Source organism: Pseudomonas sp. SWRI68, from assembly GCF_014269165.1.
GTDB classification, from domain to species: Bacteria; Pseudomonadota; Gammaproteobacteria; order Pseudomonadales; family Pseudomonadaceae; genus Aquipseudomonas; species Aquipseudomonas capeferrum.
This window is the reverse complement of sequence record NZ_JABWRU010000003.1, coordinates 33,687-48,271: the sequence shown is the minus strand read 5'-3', so window position 1 is coordinate 48,271 and position 14,585 is coordinate 33,687. Positions and strand designations below refer to the sequence as shown.

The following is a 14,585-nucleotide window of genomic DNA, read 5'->3' as shown; positions in this document are numbered from 1 at the left end:
TAGCGTTTCCTGTCTACCCAGACAGCTTTAAGCCTGGGTAGCAGCTCTTTGTACACACCCCTCTAATACAGCCTTTCATGACTTGGTACGCGTTCTGCATTGGGTTTCAGGCCACCCTGAAGCCGGGCTTGTTCGCGCTCCGATCAAAATATTGTATACAATTCTTGTAGCAATCAATGGTGGGAAGTGTCTACAGTAGCGGCACAACAATAAACGCAGAGAGCCTGCTCCATGACTACGTCCCCTAGCACGTCTCCCGCCAAGCGCCCCGAGGATGAAAACCTCGGCCTTGGGGCCAACCTGGCCTATGGTCTGCAGCATGTGTTGACCATGTATGGAGGGATCGTTGCGGTACCCCTGATCCTGGGGCAGGCCGCGGGCCTGAATGGTGCCGAAATCGGCATGCTGATCGCCGCGTCATTGTTTGCCGGTGGCCTGGCCACCTTGCTGCAGACGCTTGGCCTGCCATTCTTCGGTTGCCAGTTGCCGCTGGTGCAGGGCGTATCGTTCGCCGGCGTGGCAACCATGGGCGCCATTCTCAGCAGCGAAGGCGGTGGTGGCCTGCCGGGTGTGCTGGGTGCGGTCATGGCGGCCTCGTTCATCGGCTTCCTGATCACGCCGGTGTTCTCGCGCATCACCAAGTATTTCCCACCGCTGGTAACCGGCATCGTCATCACCACCATCGGTTTGACCCTAATGCCGGTGGCCGCACGCTGGGTGATGGGCGGCAACAGTGCTTCGCCGGAGTTCGGCAGCGTGGCCAACATCGGCCTGGCGGCACTGACCTTCGCCATCGTGCTGCTGCTGAGCAAACTGGGCAGCGCGACCATCTCGCGCCTGTCGATTCTCCTGGCCATGGTGTTTGGCACCCTGATCGCCTGGGCGCTGGGCATGACCGACTTCAGCAAGGTCACCCAAGGCCCGATGTTCGCGTTCCCCACGCCGTTCCATTTCGGCATGCCGGAATTCCACATCGCCGCGATCCTGTCGATGTGCATCGTGATCATGGTGACCCTGGTGGAAACCTCGGCCGACATTCTCGCGGTGGGCGACATCATTGAAACCAAGGTCGACTCCAAGCGCCTGGGCAATGGCCTGCGTGCCGACATGGCGTCGAGCATCCTGGCACCGATCTTCGGCTCGTTCACCCAGAGCGCCTTCGCCCAGAACGTCGGCCTGGTGGCCGTGACCGGGGTCAAGAGCCGCTACGTGGTGGCCACCGGTGGCGTCATTCTGGTGGTGCTCGGCTTGCTGCCGGTCATGGGCCGGGTAATTGCCGCCGTGCCTACCCCGGTATTGGGCGGCGCGGGCATCGTGCTGTTCGGCACCGTGGCAGCCAGCGGCATCCGTACCCTGTCCAAGGTCAGCTACAAGAACAACGTCAACCTGATCATCGTCGCCGCTTCGCTGGGCTTCGGCATGATCCCGATTGCCGCACCGACCTTCTACCACCACTTCCCGAACTGGTTCGAGACCATCTTCCACTCGGGCATCAGCTCGGCGGCGATCATGGCGATTCTGCTGAACCTGATCTTCAACCACTTCACCACTGGCAACTCGGACCAGCAGTCGGTATTTGCCGCAGCCTACGAACGCACCATCCAGTATTCGGACATTTCTGCACTGCGCGATGGCGATTACTTCAAGGATGGCAAGCTGTTCGATGCCGAGGGTATTGAAGTGCCGATGCTGGAGCTGGACGAGCATGGCAACGAGGCGCCCAGGCGCAGCCCGGTTGCCGAGCATTGACCGCTGATTGAGCGGTTAAGCAAGGGGAGCCGATGCGCATCGTCGGCTCCCCTTTTTGTTTGCCTTTACAGGCAATACATCACTCGAACAGGGCATCCAAAGCCTGTTCCAGCCGGGTCACGGCGATCACCTGCAACCCTGCCGGCGGCTCCTTCGGCGCATTGCCCTTGGGCACGATGGCCCGCTTGAAGCCATGCTTGGCCGCCTCTTTCAGCCGCTCTTGGCCACTGGGCACCGGCCGCACCTCGCCCGACAAGCCAATCTCGCCAAACACCAGCAACCCATGGGCCAACGGCCGGTTGCGCAGGCTGGACATCACCGCCGCCAACAAAGCCAGGTCAGAAGCCGTCTCCAGCACCTTCACGCCGCCCACCACGTTGAGGAACACATCCTGGTCATGGGTAGGAATGCCGCCATGCCGGTGCAGTACCGCCAACAACATGGCCAGGCGGTTCTGGTCCAGGCCCAGGGTCACCCGCCGCGGGTTGGCCAGGTGGCTGTCATCGACCAGCGCCTGCACCTCGACCAGCATCGGCCGAGTGCCCTCCCAGGTGGCCATCACCACACTGCCCGGCACCTCTTCCTGGGTGCGATTGAGGAAGATCGCCGAAGGGTTCGAAACCTCCTTGAGGCCGCGGTCGGTCATGCCGAACACGCCCAGTTCGTTGACCGCACCAAAGCGGTTTTTCACCGCCCGCAGCAGGCGCAGGCGGCCATCGGACTCGCCCTCGAAATACAGCACGGTGTCGACCATGTGCTCCAGCACCCGCGGCCCGGCCAGCGAGCCTTCCTTGGTGACGTGGCCCACCAGGAAGATGGCCGTGCCGCTCTGCTTGGCGTAACGCACCAGCAACGCCGTGCTCTCGCGCACCTGGGCCACGCCACCGGGCGCTGATTGCAGCTGTTCGGTGAAAATGGTCTGGATCGAGTCGATGACCATGACTCGGGGCTTTTCCTGGCGAGCCGTGGCGATGATGGTCTCGATACAGGTTTCGGTCATCACCTTGAGCTGGTCCTGGGGCAGGCCCAGGCGGCGCGAGCGCATCGCCACCTGCTGTTGCGACTCTTCGCCGGTGACATACAGCGCAGGCATGTGCACGGCAATGTTGCACAGGGTCTGCAACAGAATGGTCGACTTGCCGATACCCGGGTCACCGCCGATCAGCACCACCGAGCCATCGACCAAACCGCCACCCAGCACGCGGTCCAGTTCGCTGCTGCTGGTGGTGAAGCGCGGGATCTCTTCCACGCTGACTTCGGCCAGGGTCTTGATCTGCGCCTGTTGCCCGGTCCAGCCGGCCCGGCCACTGCTGGGCGCAGCCGCCCCGCCGCTCTCGATCATGGTTTCGACCAGGGTGTTCCAGGCCCCGCATTCGCCGCACTGGCCGGCCCATTTGGGGAAGGTCGCGCCGCATTCGGTGCAGCCATACAAGCGCTTGGCCTTGGCCATGGGCGGTTTCTCCTGGAAAAAACCGCCATGATAGCCGAGCGAGACGTGTCTCGAACGCTTCGGCGTGCGACAAAACTATTCGTTCTAACCGCAGTCACTACCCCTGAACACAACGCATGAAGCGTTTTAGTGGCTTACACTGCGTTAACCTCACCATTTGTTACAAAGGAATCGAACATGGGCATGATCAGTGAGTTCAAGGCCTTCGCGGTCAAAGGCAACGTCGTCGACATGGCGGTCGGTATCATCATCGGCGCGGCCTTCGGCAAGATCGTCTCGTCCTTCGTGGGTGACGTAGTCATGCCACCACTGGGCCTGTTGATCGGTGGCGTGGACTTCAGCGACCTGGCCATTACCTTGAAGGCTGCAGAAGGCGACGTTCCGGCAGTAATGCTGGCCTACGGCAAGTTCATCCAGACCGTGATCGACTTCTTGATCGTTGCGTTCGCCATCTTCATGGGCGTGAAGGCGATCAACCGCCTGAAGCGCGAAGAGGCCGTGGCACCGAGCGCGCCACCCGTGCCAAGTGCCGAAGAGACGTTGCTGACCGAAATCCGCGACCTGCTCAAGACGCAGAACCAGAACCGCCTGCCTTGAAGGTGCCGGGGCCGCGTTGCGGCCCCCGTGTCACCAGTAGTTTTCTACCGCCACCTGCCCTGGCCGCTTGCTCAGGCTCAACTGCAGATCACGCGCCTTGAGCACCTTGCGCGTTTCATCGATCATCTCCGGGTTGCCGCAGAGCATCACACGTGAATGCTCGGGCGACAGCGCAAGCCCCGCCGCCTTCTCCAGCTCACCGTTCTCGATCAACGTGGTAATGCGTGCATTCAACGCGCCCGGATGCTGCTCACGGGTCACTATCGGGATGAACTGCAATTTGCCGGCGTGCTCTGCCAGGTAGTCGCGCTGCTCCAGCTCGGCGATTTCCTTCACGTAGGCCAGCTCCTTCGCTTCGCGCACCGAGTACACCAGCTTGATGCTGTCGAAACGCTCCCAAGCCTCGAAGTCCTGCAGGATGGACATGAACGGTGCAATGCCGGTGCCGGTGGCCAGCAACCACAGGTCGCGGCCGCCAATGAAGCGATCGAGTGTCAAAAAGCCAAAGGCCTGCCGGTCGATCAGCAGGCTGTCACCCTCGCCCAGCCGGCTCAGCTCGCTGGTGAACTCCCCGCCGGGCACCACGATCGAGAAGAAGTCGAGGTACTCGTCATGGGGCGCGCTGACCATGGAATAGGCGCGCCACACCACACTGCCATCGGCCTTGGTCACCCCGAGACGAGCAAACTGGCCGGCCCGGAAGCGAAACCCCGAATCGCGTGTTACCCGCAGGCTGAAGAGGTTCGGCGTCAGTGGCTGAACATCGAGCAGGGTCTGGCGGGTGAACTTTTCGGCGCTGGCAGTCATATCGGGCTCCAAGGTTGACGTGCGCACAGTGTCGCGCAAAGCGGCCTGGATAAAAACCACCCGTTTGTAAGGCCTCACCACCTCGATGCTGCCGATGTCGCAGACAAACATGATCGCTATAACAAAAAATTCCCAACGCTTTAGTAGGTTTTTCCTACAATGATGCGGGTATGCAAACGGATTGGATCCTGTTGCCCCATCCATAGGAGCGTTACGGATGCCTCACTGGAAACCCGAGCATCTCCATCAATTTGTCAGCGAGCGGTGCCCGCGCAAGTTGTTCAACATCGCTGTGCATCTGGTGCAAGACTTGGGTATGGAACACTTGGGGCTGAACATTCGCATCCAGATTGCCACGCAGACACCCCGGCTTTACCTCTACAGCAATTATCCAAGCGAATGGATCGAGCGCTATCAGCGCGATGATTTCTACAAGCAAGACCCGGCCGCACGCTTGAGCCATGGCCAGACCACACCTGTATTGTGGACCGACGAACTGTATTGCGAGGCCCCGCAATTTCGCGAGGCTGCCTGCCAGCACGGGCTGCGTCATGGTTGGACACAGTCGCTGCACGACCTGCAGCACAATGAAAGCCAAGTCAGCGTCGCCAGGCCAGCAGGCCAGATTGCAATCAACGAACTCTACGAAAAAGCCGCCAGCGTGCAGTGGCTGTGCCACACCCTGCACTCGGTACTGTGCGAGCACCACCTGGACGCGCTCTGCCCGCCTCAGCCGAAAATGAGCGAGCGGGAGCTGGAAGTGCTGAGGTGGTCAGCTGCAGGCAAGACCGCCGCCGACGTTGCCTCCATCCTGTCGCTGTCACAAAGTACGGTCAACTTCCATATCCGCAGAGTGATCACCAAGACCAACGCCTCCAACAAGGCAGGCGCCATCGCCATAGCCGCCCTGCGTGGGTGGATCTGACAGCCCCCCCTGCGACTACCGGCAAAGCCCTGTAGAATGGCACGGCAAAGCCCGTGGCGATCCGCAACGGGCAGATTCGTACCCGAGCCAGACGCCATGCCCTTGTTGACCACCCCCTACGCCGAACTCGACCTGATCCGCCAGCCGGACCAGGCCAACGAACCTCTGCAGGCATTCGACGCCGCTGACGAGTACCTGCTCGCGCACTTGCATGAGCAGGCGCCTGACGCCAGCTGCCGGGTATTGGTGCTCAATGACAGCTTCGGTGCCCTGGCCGCCAGCCTGGCCGGGCAGCTTGCAGTGACCAGCAGTGGCGATTCGCACCTGGCGCACCTGGCCTTGGAAAAAAACCTCGCGCGCAACGGCAAGCCGTTCGACAGCGTGCCGTTCGTACCGGCCAGCGAACCGTGGCAGGGTCCGTTCGACCGGGTGCTGGTACGCGTGCCCAAGACCCTGGCCTTACTCGAGGAGCAACTTATTCGTCTGCAGGGCCACCTGGCGCCCGGCGCGCAGGTGATTGCCGGGGCGATGATCAAGCACCTGCCCCGTGCCGCCGGTGAGCTGATGGAAAAGTACATCGGCCCGGTTCAGGCCTCGCTGGCGCAAAAGAAGGCCCGACTGCTGACGGCCACCGTTGCCGACCGCCCGGCCGCGCGCTCGCCCTACCCTAGCCGCTATCAGCTCGAAACGCCGGCCCTTGAGCTGCTCAACCACGCCAACGTGTTCTGCCGCGATGGCCTGGATATCGGCACCCGTGCCTTTCTCCCGCACCTGCCGCGCAACCTGGGCCAGGCCCGTGTTGCCGACCTTGGCTGCGGCAACGGCATCCTGGCGATCGCCAGCGCACTGGCCAACCCCGAAGCGCATTACACGCTGGTCGACGAGTCGTACATGGCGGTGCAATCGGCGCGGGAAAACTGGCAGGCGGCACTGGGCGAGCGCCCGGCATTGATGCTGGCGGCCGATGGTTTGGCGGGGGTAGAAAAGCAGTCGCTGGACGTGGTGCTGTGCAATCCGCCGTTCCACCAGCAACAGGTGGTGGGCGACTTCCTCGCCTGGCGCATGTTCCAGCAGGCCCGGGAGGCACTGGTGGTGGGCGGTGCGTTGTATATCGTCGGTAACCGTCACCTGGGTTACCACAGCAAGTTGGCGCGGCTGTTCCGAGGGGTGGAACAGGTGGCGGCAACGCCGAAGTTCGTGATTCTCAAGGCCCGCAAGTAAGTGGCTGGGGCCGCTTGGCGGCCCCAGCCCCTTTAATGGGTAGTCAGCCCGGCTGCCCCCATGAACAGCCGCATTACCCAGGCCGCCACCCCCAGGGCCGCCACGCTCATCGCCCAGATCAGCACCAGCCAACCCAGCCGCTGCCACAAGGGCTTTTTCTCTTCTACACCATGCTTGCCGGTCATCATGCGGCCCTCCTAGTGATAGCCGTCTTCGTGAGTCACCTTGCCGCGGAACACGTAGTAGCTCCAGAAGGTATAGCCAAGGATGAACGGCAGGATGAACAACGTCCCCACCAGCATGAACCCTTGGCTCTGCGGCGGCGCCGCTGCATCCCAGATCGAGATCGACGGCGGGATGATGTTCGGCCACACACTGATACCCAGGCCGCTATAGCCGAGGAACACCAGCACCAGGGTCAGCAGGAACGGCGTGTAGTTGGCATTGCGCGCGACTGCCTTGAGCAACCCGTAGAAGGTCACCAGCACCAGGATCGGCACCGGCATGAACCAGATCAGGTTGGGCATGCTGAACCAGCGATCGGCAATCTGCGGGTAGGCGAGCGGCGTCCACAGGCTGACGATGCCGATTACCACCAGCAGCACCAGCGCCAGCGGCCTTGCCAGGTCATGCATCTGCAGTTGCAGCGGCCCCTCGGTCTTCATGATCAGCCAGGTGCAGCCCAGCAGGGTGTAGGCGACGATCAGGCCCAGGCCGCTGAACAGGCTGAACGGGGTCAGCCAGTCGAGCGTGCCACCGGCATAGTGGCGGTCGACCACCTTGAAGCCCTCGATGAACGCGCCCAGGGCAACCCCCTGGAAGAAGGTGGCGATCAGCGAACCCCAGATGAACGCCTTGTCCCAGATGTGGCGCTTGTCGTCCTTGGCCTTGAAGCGGAACTCGAAGGCCACGCCACGGAAGATCAGCCCGATCAGCATGAGTATTAGCGGCAGGTACAAGGCTTCGAGCACCACCGAATAGGCCATCGGGAAGGCCCCGAACAGCCCGGCGCCGCCCAGCACCAGCCAGGTCTCGTTGCCGTCCCATACCGGGGCGACGGTGTTCATCATCACATCACGGTCACGCTCGCCCTTGACGAAGGGGAAGAGCATGCCGATGCCCAAGTCGAAACCATCCATCACCACGTACATCATGACGCCGAAGATGATGATCACGGCCCAGATCAGCGGAAGGTCGATACCCATGGCTCAGTTCCCCTTGCTCAGGCTGGCAGTGTCGGCCTCATGGCCATCATCGGCGGCGGACAACGGCCGCGCCGGCGTGCGTTTCTGGCCTGGGCCACCCGGGTTGGGTTCATCACCCTCGCCCGTCTGCGGCCCTTTGCGCACCAGGCGCATCATGTAGCCAAGGCCGGTGCCGAACAGCGCGAAGTACACCACCACGAACGCCACCAGGGTAAAGCCGAGCTGCGCATAACTGTGGTTGGACACCCCTTCGGAGGTGCGCATCAGGCCATACACCACCCACGGCTGGCGGCCGATTTCGGTGGTGAACCAACCCGCAAGGATGGCGACAAGGCCAGAGGGGCCCATCCACAAGGTCAGGTACAGGAACGGCCTGGAGCTGTAGAGCGTGCCGCGCTTGCGCAGCCACAGGCTCCATAGGCCAACGAAGATCATCAGCAAGCCCAGCCCGACCATGACCCGGAACGACCAGAACACGATGGTCGAGTTAGGCCGGTCCGCCGCCGGGAATTCCTTCATCGCCGGCACTTGCTTGTCCAGGCTGTGAGTCAGGATCAGGCTGCCAAGCGCTGGGATCTCGACCTTGAAGCGCGTGGTCTCGGCTTTCATGTCGGGGATGCCGAACAGGATCAGCGGGGTCGGCTCGCCCGGCACGTTCTCCCAATGGCCTTCGATGGCCGCGATCTTCACGGGCTGGTGCTTGAGCGTGTTGAGGCCGTGGAAGTCACCGATCACCGCCTGGACCGGCGCGACGATCAGCGCCATCCACATGGCCATCGACAGCATCTTGCGCACGGCCGGGTTGTCACGCCCGCGCAGCAGGTGCCAGGCCGCCGATGCACCGACGAAGAAGGCGGTGGCGACGAACGCGGCGGTGGCCATGTGCATCAACCGGTAGGGGAACGAGGGGTTGAAGATCACTGCCAGCCAGTCCACCGGCACCACCCGGCCATCGATGATTTCGTGGCCTTGCGGGGTCTGCATCCAGCTGTTGGACGCCAGAATCCAGAAGGTCGAGACCAGCGTGCCAAGCGCCACCATGACCGTGGCGAAGAAGTGCAGGCCACGGCCCACACGGTTCCAACCGAACAGCATGACGCCCAGGAAGCCTGCCTCGAGGAAGAACGCCGTCAGCACCTCGTAGGTCAGCAAGGGGCCGGTGACGGCGCCGGCAAAATCGGAGAAGCGGCTCCAGTTGGTGCCGAACTGATAGGCCATGACCAGGCCAGAGACCACGCCCATGCCGAAGTTGACGGCGAAGATCTTCGACCAGAAGTGGTAAAGGTCACGGTAGACCTGGTGGTGGGTCCGCAGCCAAAGGCCTTCAAGGACCGCCAGATAGCTCGCCAGACCAATGGTGATGGCCGGGAACAAGATGTGAAAGGACACGGTAAACGCAAACTGGATTCGGGCGAGATCTAGGGCCTCTAAACCGAACATAGTGCTTCCTCTTCAGATAATCCGGCGTTCGGGCTCGTGGCCTTTGCGCCTACTGCCCCCACGGTATCGAGTGCGGCGAGTTTGAATTGTTCTGTGCAATCGCAGGGATTCCGGCCCAAGGGCCACATCGTTGCCGGTTCGTTGCAAATACAACGATTGATCCAGATCAACGACTGACTGCAAGCATAGTCCTGAATAGCCAGCCGGGCCGTGTGGTTGATTGCCGCGTGACCTGTTGCCCCACCCTCTTTCAGAACCTGTGAAAAAGTGCCGATCACGGCAAACAGTAACTGCTTGTTACAAACAGATGATAATCTGCCGGCCCCTCTACTGCGCCGAGGCCACAGGTTTCCGATGCCCGATTCCGCACCGCAGTTGTTGCGCCATCATCGCCCCTTCCTCGCCTTCTGGCTGGCCCGTGTGTTCACCGCCAGCGGCTTCCAGATGCTCACCGTGGCCATTGGCTGGCACCTCTACCAGCTCACCGGCAATGTGCTCGACCTGGGCCTGGTCGGCCTGGTCGAATTCGCCCCACGGGTGCTGTTCATGCTGCACACTGGGCATGTCGCCGACCGCTATGACCGGCGCAAGGTCGCTGCCCTGTGCCAAAGCCTGCAGGGGCTGATTGCCCTGGCGCTGGTAGTGGGCAGCGCCACCGACAACGTCAGCCGCGAGCTGATCTTCGCCCTGGCCTTCCTGCTGGGCGCCACGCGCTCGTTCGAGATGCCGGCCACCCAGGCCCTGCTGCCCAATGTGGTGCCGCCGGGGTTGTTCCCACGGGCGGTGGCGGCCTCGGCCTCGGCGACCCAGGCAGCCACCATCGTCGCCCCGGCGGTGGGCGGGTTGCTGTATGCCTTCGGCAGTATCTGGGTGTACGGCCCGACCGTGGCGCTGTACGCCATTGCCTGTGCGCTGACATTGAGCCTGGACGCACGCCAGCAAGTGGCCCAGCGTGGCCGTGCCAGCCTGGAGTCGCTGCTGGCCGGCATCCGCTTCATCCGCAGCCGGCCAGACATCCTCGGCGCCATCTCGCTGGACCTGTTCGCCGTGCTGCTGGGCGGTGCCACCGCGTTGTTGCCGGTGTTCGCCAAGGACATCCTGCTGACCGGCCCCTGGGGCCTGGGCCTGCTGCGCTCGGCACCGGCGGTGGGGGCGTTGCTGATGTCGCTGTGGTTGGCGCGCTTCCCGTTCGAGCGCAAGGTAGGCCGCACCATGTTCACCGCCGTGGGCGTGTTTGGCGTGGCGACCATCGCATTTGGCCTGTCGACGTCGTTCTGGTTCTCGCTGGCGGTGCTGGTGTTACTGGGCGCGGCGGACATGATCAGCATGGTCATTCGCAGTTCGTTCGTGCAACTGGAGACGCCAGATGAGATGCGCGGGCGGGTGAGCGCTGTGAACGGGCTGTTCATCGGTGCCTCGAACCAGCTCGGTGAATTCGAATCGGGCGTCACCGCGCACTGGTTTGGCACAGTGCCGGCGGTGGTGCTGGGGGGCGTGGGCACGCTGGTGGTGACCGGGGTGTGGATAAAATTGTTCCCGACCCTGGCCAAGCGCGACCGCTTGCACAGCGGTTGATGGCTCGGCGGTACTGGCCTCTTCACCGCTAAACCCCACTGCCACAGGCGATGGAAAAGCCATTCCCCGAAGGCCATAGGCCCCTGCCGAGCATGCTGGTATGATGCGCGGCTTTTTTCCGCCCCAGATAAAACCACGGCAACCGGTACGGTCTGTGCTTTGCTGATGGGGTCGATACATATCACGGCGCCGGGGGCGCCTTGGGGAGCGGGCATGCTGGAAAGGCTGTTTCAACTAAAAGCACACGACACCAATGTGCGCACCGAGATTCTTGCGGGCGTCACCACCTTCCTGGCCATGGCCTACATCCTGTTCGTCAACCCCAGCATCCTGGGCGAGACCGGCATGGACAAAGGTGCGATCTTCGTCGCCACCTGCCTGGCCGCGGCCATCGGTTCGGCGACCATGGGCCTGATCGCCAACTACCCGATCGCGCTGGCGCCGGGCATGGGCCTGAACGCCTTCTTCACCTATACCGTGGTTCTGCACATGGGCCATACCTGGCAGGTTGCGCTGGGTGCGGTGTTCCTGTCGGCGGTGATGTTCTTCCTGTTGTCGATCTTCCGCATCCGCGAATGGATCGTGAACAGCATCCCGCTGCCGCTGCGCTCGGCCATTGCCGCAGGCATCGGTTTGTTCCTGGCATTGATTGCCCTGCATAACGCGGGCATCGTCGTCGATAACCCGGCCACCCTGGTGGGCATGGGCGACCTCAAGCAGCCCTCGGTGATCCTCGCCACGCTGGGCTTCTTCCTGATCGTCGGCCTTGAGTCGCTGAAGGTGCGCGGCGCGGTGCTGATCGGCATCCTGGCCGTCACTGTCGCGTCGATCGCGATGGGCGTCACGCCGTTCGGCGGCATCGTGTCGATGCCCCCTTCGCTGGCACCGACCTTCCTGCAACTGGACATCGCCGGTGCCCTCGATGTGGGCCTGATCAGCGTGATCTTCGCCTTCCTGTTCGTCGACCTGTTCGACAACTCCGGCACCCTGATCGCCGTGGCCAAGCGCGCCGGCCTGATGGGCAAGGACGGCCACATGCCGAAGATGGGCCGCGCCCTGATCGCCGACAGCACCGCGGCCATGGCCGGTTCGCTGCTGGGCACCTCGACCACCACCAGCTACATCGAATCGGCTGCCGGCGTGAGCGCGGGCGGGCGTACCGGCCTGACCGCCATCGTGGTGGCCGTGCTGTTCCTGCTGGCGCTGTTCTTCGCACCGCTGGCCGGTAGCGTACCGGCCTTCGCCACGGCCCCGGCGCTGCTGTTCGTCGCCGTACTGATGGCTTCGGGCCTGGCGGAAATAAACTGGGATGACGTCACCGAAGCCGCGCCCGTGGTGGTGACGGCCCTGGCCATGCCACTGACCTACTCGATCGCCAACGGCATCGCCTTCGGCTTCATTTCCTGGACTGCCATCAAGCTGATTTCCGGCCGCCACCGCGACCTGAACCCGGCCCTGGTGATCCTTTCCATCCTGTTCGTCATCAAGCTGGGCTGGTTCAACGCATGAGTGCTGCTTTCGACCCCTCCTCCTACGCCACCCAGCTGGACGCCAAGGTTGCCCGGCTGCGCGAGCTGCTAGCGCCGTTCGGCGCGCCGGAACCGGCTGTTTTCGATTCGCCGCGCGAGCACTACCGCCTGCGCGCCGAGTTCCGCCTGTGGCGCGAGGACGGTCAGCGCCACTACGCGATGTTCGCCCCAGGCGAGAAGCACAAGGCGATCCTGATCGACGACTTCCCCATCGCCAGCGAGCGCATCAACCTGCTGATGCCGCGCCTCAAGGCGGCCTGGCAGGCCAGCGAGGCACTGAGCAACCGGCTGTTCCAGGTGGAGTTCCTTACCACCCTGGCGGGCGATGCGATGGTCACGATGTGCTACCACCGCCCGCTGGACGAGGCCTGGGAAGTGGCCGCACGGCAGCTGGCCGAAGACCTGGGGGTGAGCCTGATCGGCCGCTCCAAGGGCAAGCGCCTGGTGATCGGCCGTGATTATGCGGTGGAGCAACTGGACGTGGCGGGCCGCGTATTCAGCTATCGCCAGCCAGAAGGCGCGTTCACCCAGCCCAACGGCGCGGTGAACCAGAAGATGCTGAGCTGGGCCTACGACGCCATTGGCGAGCGCGACGATGACCTGCTGGAGCTGTACTGCGGCAATGGCAACTTCACCTTGCCGCTGGCCACCCGCGTGCGCCAAGTGCTGGCCACCGAGATCAGCAAGACGTCGGTCAATGCAGCGCTGAGCAACCTCGATGAGAACGGTGTGGATAACGTGCGGCTGGTGCGGCTGTCGGCTGAAGAGCTGACCCAGGCACTGAACGAGGTGCGGCCGTTCCGCCGGCTGGAAGGCATCGACCTGAAAAGCTATACGTTCGGCACCGTGTTCGTCGACCCGCCGCGTGCCGGCATGGACCCGGACACCTGCGAGCTGACCCGGCGTTTCGAGCGCATTCTGTACATCTCGTGCAACCCGGAAACGCTGGCGGCGAACATCGCCCAGCTGCAAGATACCCACCGTATCGAACGCTGCGCGCTGTTCGACCAGTTCCCGTATACCCATCACATGGAAAGCGGGGTGCTGCTGGTTCGGCGCTGATCCGTGTCGCGTTGGGGCCTGGCCGGCCCCAACGCACACTGCCAGGAGAGTTGCGCCGATGGACCAGTTCAGTGCCATGCACACCTTCCGCCGGGTCGTAGACCTCGGCAGCTTCAGCGCCGCCGCCAAGCAGGCCGGCGTCTCGCATACCGTGCTGTCACGCCAGGTGAAGCACCTCGAACGCCACCTCGGCACGCAGTTGCTCACCCGTACCACCCGCCGCCTGCACCTGACCGAAGCCGGTGCGCTGTTCTATCGCCATTGCGTGCAGATCCTCGAACAGATGCAGGCCATGACCCTTGAACTGTCCGAGCATCAGCAACAACCTGCCGGCACCTTGCGCCTGGGCGTTGCCACCGCCTTTGGCGAGCTGGAACTGGGGCGTTGGTTGCCAGATTTTGTCGAGCGCCATCCCCAGCTACAGATTGAGCTGCACTGCAGCGATCGCTTCGTTGACCTGCTGGAGGAGGAGATCGATGTGTGCCTGCGGGTCACCGACCACCTGCCTGACTCCAGCCTGGTGGCACGCCGTCTGGCCACCAGTGAAGTCCTGCTGGTGGCCGCACCGCGCTACCTGCAACGCCACGGTACGCCCGCCTCACCCGACGACCTGGCCGGCCACCCGTTGCTCGGCTACAGCCAGTTGCTGCACCCGCAACGCTTGCAGGTGGCCAACGACACGGGCGAGCAGCGTGAAATCCTGATGCCCCGGCGCTTGAGCGCCAACTCCCCCATGGCCCTGCGCACCGCCGCCATCGGCGCCCTGGGCATCGCCAGTTTCGACCGTTTCATCGTCGATGATGCGCTGCGCGACGGGCGCCTGGTGCAGGTGCTGAGCCATTGGCGGCAGCCGGCGCGCAGCCTGTTCGCGGTTTATCCACAGAGCCGTTACCTGGCGCCCAAGGTGCGTGCACTGCTGGATTACGTGCAGCACTACTATGTAACGCCCAGGTGGCAGGGCTGATTCGTGCTTTATCTGCACAAGTCTTGCGGAGTTGAGGCCGTATTTGTGCTCTTGATGATTC

General features: G+C 63.1%; 13 protein-coding genes. 8 read left to right on the top strand and 5 right to left on the bottom strand.

Annotation, left to right across the window (positions count from 1 at the left end; translation table 11 throughout):
- Positions 1–231: 231 nt before the first annotated feature.
- Positions 232–1,749: a nucleobase:cation symporter-2 family protein gene (locus tag HU770_RS06355; RefSeq protein ID WP_033702938.1), complete on the top strand. Its 1,518-nt coding sequence runs from the start codon at positions 232–234 to the stop codon at positions 1,747–1,749.
- A 79-nt stretch (positions 1,750–1,828) separates the two neighbouring features.
- Here HU770_RS06355 and radA read toward each other — a convergent pair whose 3' ends face one another.
- On the bottom strand, positions 1,829–3,199 hold the full coding sequence (radA, locus tag HU770_RS06350) for a DNA repair protein RadA (RefSeq protein WP_033702939.1): 1,371 nt from the start codon (positions 3,197–3,199) through the stop codon (positions 1,829–1,831).
- Positions 3,200–3,376: 177 nt separating this feature from the next.
- Between radA and mscL the strand changes: the two genes are divergently transcribed.
- Positions 3,377–3,796, top strand: coding sequence for a large-conductance mechanosensitive channel protein MscL (gene mscL, locus HU770_RS06345; protein WP_033702940.1), 420 nt, complete (start codon positions 3,377–3,379; stop codon positions 3,794–3,796).
- A gap of 30 nt (positions 3,797–3,826) precedes the next feature.
- Here the strand turns inward: mscL and HU770_RS06340 are convergent, their stop codons facing one another.
- Positions 3,827–4,603, bottom strand: a complete 777-nt coding sequence (locus HU770_RS06340) for a ferredoxin--NADP reductase (protein WP_033703015.1) — start codon at positions 4,601–4,603, stop codon at positions 3,827–3,829.
- A 217-nt stretch (positions 4,604–4,820) separates the two neighbouring features.
- Between HU770_RS06340 and HU770_RS06335 the strand changes: the two genes are divergently transcribed.
- Positions 4,821–5,528 (top strand): autoinducer binding domain-containing protein, encoded by a 708-nt coding sequence (locus tag HU770_RS06335; RefSeq protein ID WP_186663325.1) that lies wholly within the window; start codon positions 4,821–4,823, stop codon positions 5,526–5,528.
- A 96-nt stretch (positions 5,529–5,624) separates the two neighbouring features.
- A complete protein-coding gene (locus tag HU770_RS06330; protein WP_186663324.1) occupies positions 5,625–6,749 on the top strand; it encodes a methyltransferase in 1,125 nt (374 codons plus the stop codon).
- Between the two features lie 32 nt (positions 6,750–6,781).
- Here HU770_RS06330 and HU770_RS06325 read toward each other — a convergent pair whose 3' ends face one another.
- From HU770_RS06325 to HU770_RS06315, 3 genes are read right to left on the bottom strand one after another with little or no spacing between them, the layout of a single operon-like run.
- Complete coding sequence (locus HU770_RS06325; RefSeq protein WP_033702943.1) at positions 6,782–6,937, bottom strand: DUF2474 domain-containing protein; 156 nt, start codon at positions 6,935–6,937, stop codon at positions 6,782–6,784.
- A gap of 9 nt (positions 6,938–6,946) precedes the next feature.
- Positions 6,947–7,954: a cytochrome d ubiquinol oxidase subunit II gene (gene cydB / locus HU770_RS06320; protein WP_033702944.1), complete on the bottom strand. Its 1,008-nt coding sequence runs from the start codon at positions 7,952–7,954 to the stop codon at positions 6,947–6,949.
- A gap of 3 nt (positions 7,955–7,957) precedes the next feature.
- Positions 7,958–9,394, bottom strand: a complete 1,437-nt coding sequence (locus HU770_RS06315) for a cytochrome ubiquinol oxidase subunit I (protein ID WP_033702945.1) — start codon at positions 9,392–9,394, stop codon at positions 7,958–7,960.
- Positions 9,395–9,748: 354 nt separating this feature from the next.
- Between HU770_RS06315 and HU770_RS06310 the strand changes: the two genes are divergently transcribed.
- The 4 genes from HU770_RS06310 (at position 9,749) to HU770_RS06295 (ending at position 14,524) form a co-directional block, all read left to right on the top strand.
- Entirely contained in the window at positions 9,749–10,969 is a 1,221-nt protein-coding gene (locus tag HU770_RS06310; RefSeq protein WP_186658891.1) for an MFS transporter, read from the top strand.
- A gap of 213 nt (positions 10,970–11,182) precedes the next feature.
- Positions 11,183–12,478, top strand: a complete 1,296-nt coding sequence (locus tag HU770_RS06305; RefSeq protein ID WP_033702948.1) for an NCS2 family permease — start codon at positions 11,183–11,185, stop codon at positions 12,476–12,478.
- On the top strand, positions 12,475–13,560 hold the full coding sequence (gene trmA / locus HU770_RS06300; protein WP_033702949.1) for a tRNA (uridine(54)-C5)-methyltransferase TrmA: 1,086 nt from the start codon (positions 12,475–12,477) through the stop codon (positions 13,558–13,560). Before HU770_RS06305 ends, trmA begins: the two co-directional genes overlap by 4 nt.
- Positions 13,561–13,618: 58 nt before the next feature.
- On the top strand, positions 13,619–14,524 hold the full coding sequence (locus tag HU770_RS06295; RefSeq protein WP_186658894.1) for a LysR family transcriptional regulator: 906 nt from the start codon (positions 13,619–13,621) through the stop codon (positions 14,522–14,524).
- The last annotated feature ends 61 nt before the right edge of the window (positions 14,525–14,585 follow it).

Bases quoted from the DNA above. Each gene is read 5' to 3' on its own strand.
- trmA (WP_033702949.1), top strand. From the start codon at position 12,475: ATGAGTGCTGCTTTCGACCCCTCCTCCTACGCCACCCAGCTGGACGCC.
- HU770_RS06325 (WP_033702943.1), bottom strand. From the start codon at position 6,937: ATGATGACCGGCAAGCATGGTGTAGAAGAGAAAAAGCCCTTGTGGCAG.
- radA (WP_033702939.1), bottom strand. From the start codon at position 3,199: ATGGCCAAGGCCAAGCGCTTGTATGGCTGCACCGAATGCGGCGCGACC.
- HU770_RS06305 (WP_033702948.1), top strand. From the start codon at position 11,183: ATGCTGGAAAGGCTGTTTCAACTAAAAGCACACGACACCAATGTGCGC.
- HU770_RS06310 (WP_186658891.1), top strand. From the start codon at position 9,749: ATGCCCGATTCCGCACCGCAGTTGTTGCGCCATCATCGCCCCTTCCTC.
- HU770_RS06315 (WP_033702945.1), bottom strand. From the start codon at position 9,394: ATGTTCGGTTTAGAGGCCCTAGATCTCGCCCGAATCCAGTTTGCGTTT.
- HU770_RS06335 (WP_186663325.1), top strand. From the start codon at position 4,821: ATGCCTCACTGGAAACCCGAGCATCTCCATCAATTTGTCAGCGAGCGG.
- HU770_RS06340 (WP_033703015.1), bottom strand. From the start codon at position 4,603: ATGACTGCCAGCGCCGAAAAGTTCACCCGCCAGACCCTGCTCGATGTT.
- HU770_RS06330 (WP_186663324.1), top strand. From the start codon at position 5,625: ATGCCCTTGTTGACCACCCCCTACGCCGAACTCGACCTGATCCGCCAG.
- HU770_RS06355 (WP_033702938.1), top strand. From the start codon at position 232: ATGACTACGTCCCCTAGCACGTCTCCCGCCAAGCGCCCCGAGGATGAA.
- HU770_RS06295 (WP_186658894.1), top strand. From the start codon at position 13,619: ATGGACCAGTTCAGTGCCATGCACACCTTCCGCCGGGTCGTAGACCTC.
- mscL (WP_033702940.1), top strand. From the start codon at position 3,377: ATGGGCATGATCAGTGAGTTCAAGGCCTTCGCGGTCAAAGGCAACGTC.
- cydB (WP_033702944.1), bottom strand. From the start codon at position 7,954: ATGGGTATCGACCTTCCGCTGATCTGGGCCGTGATCATCATCTTCGGC.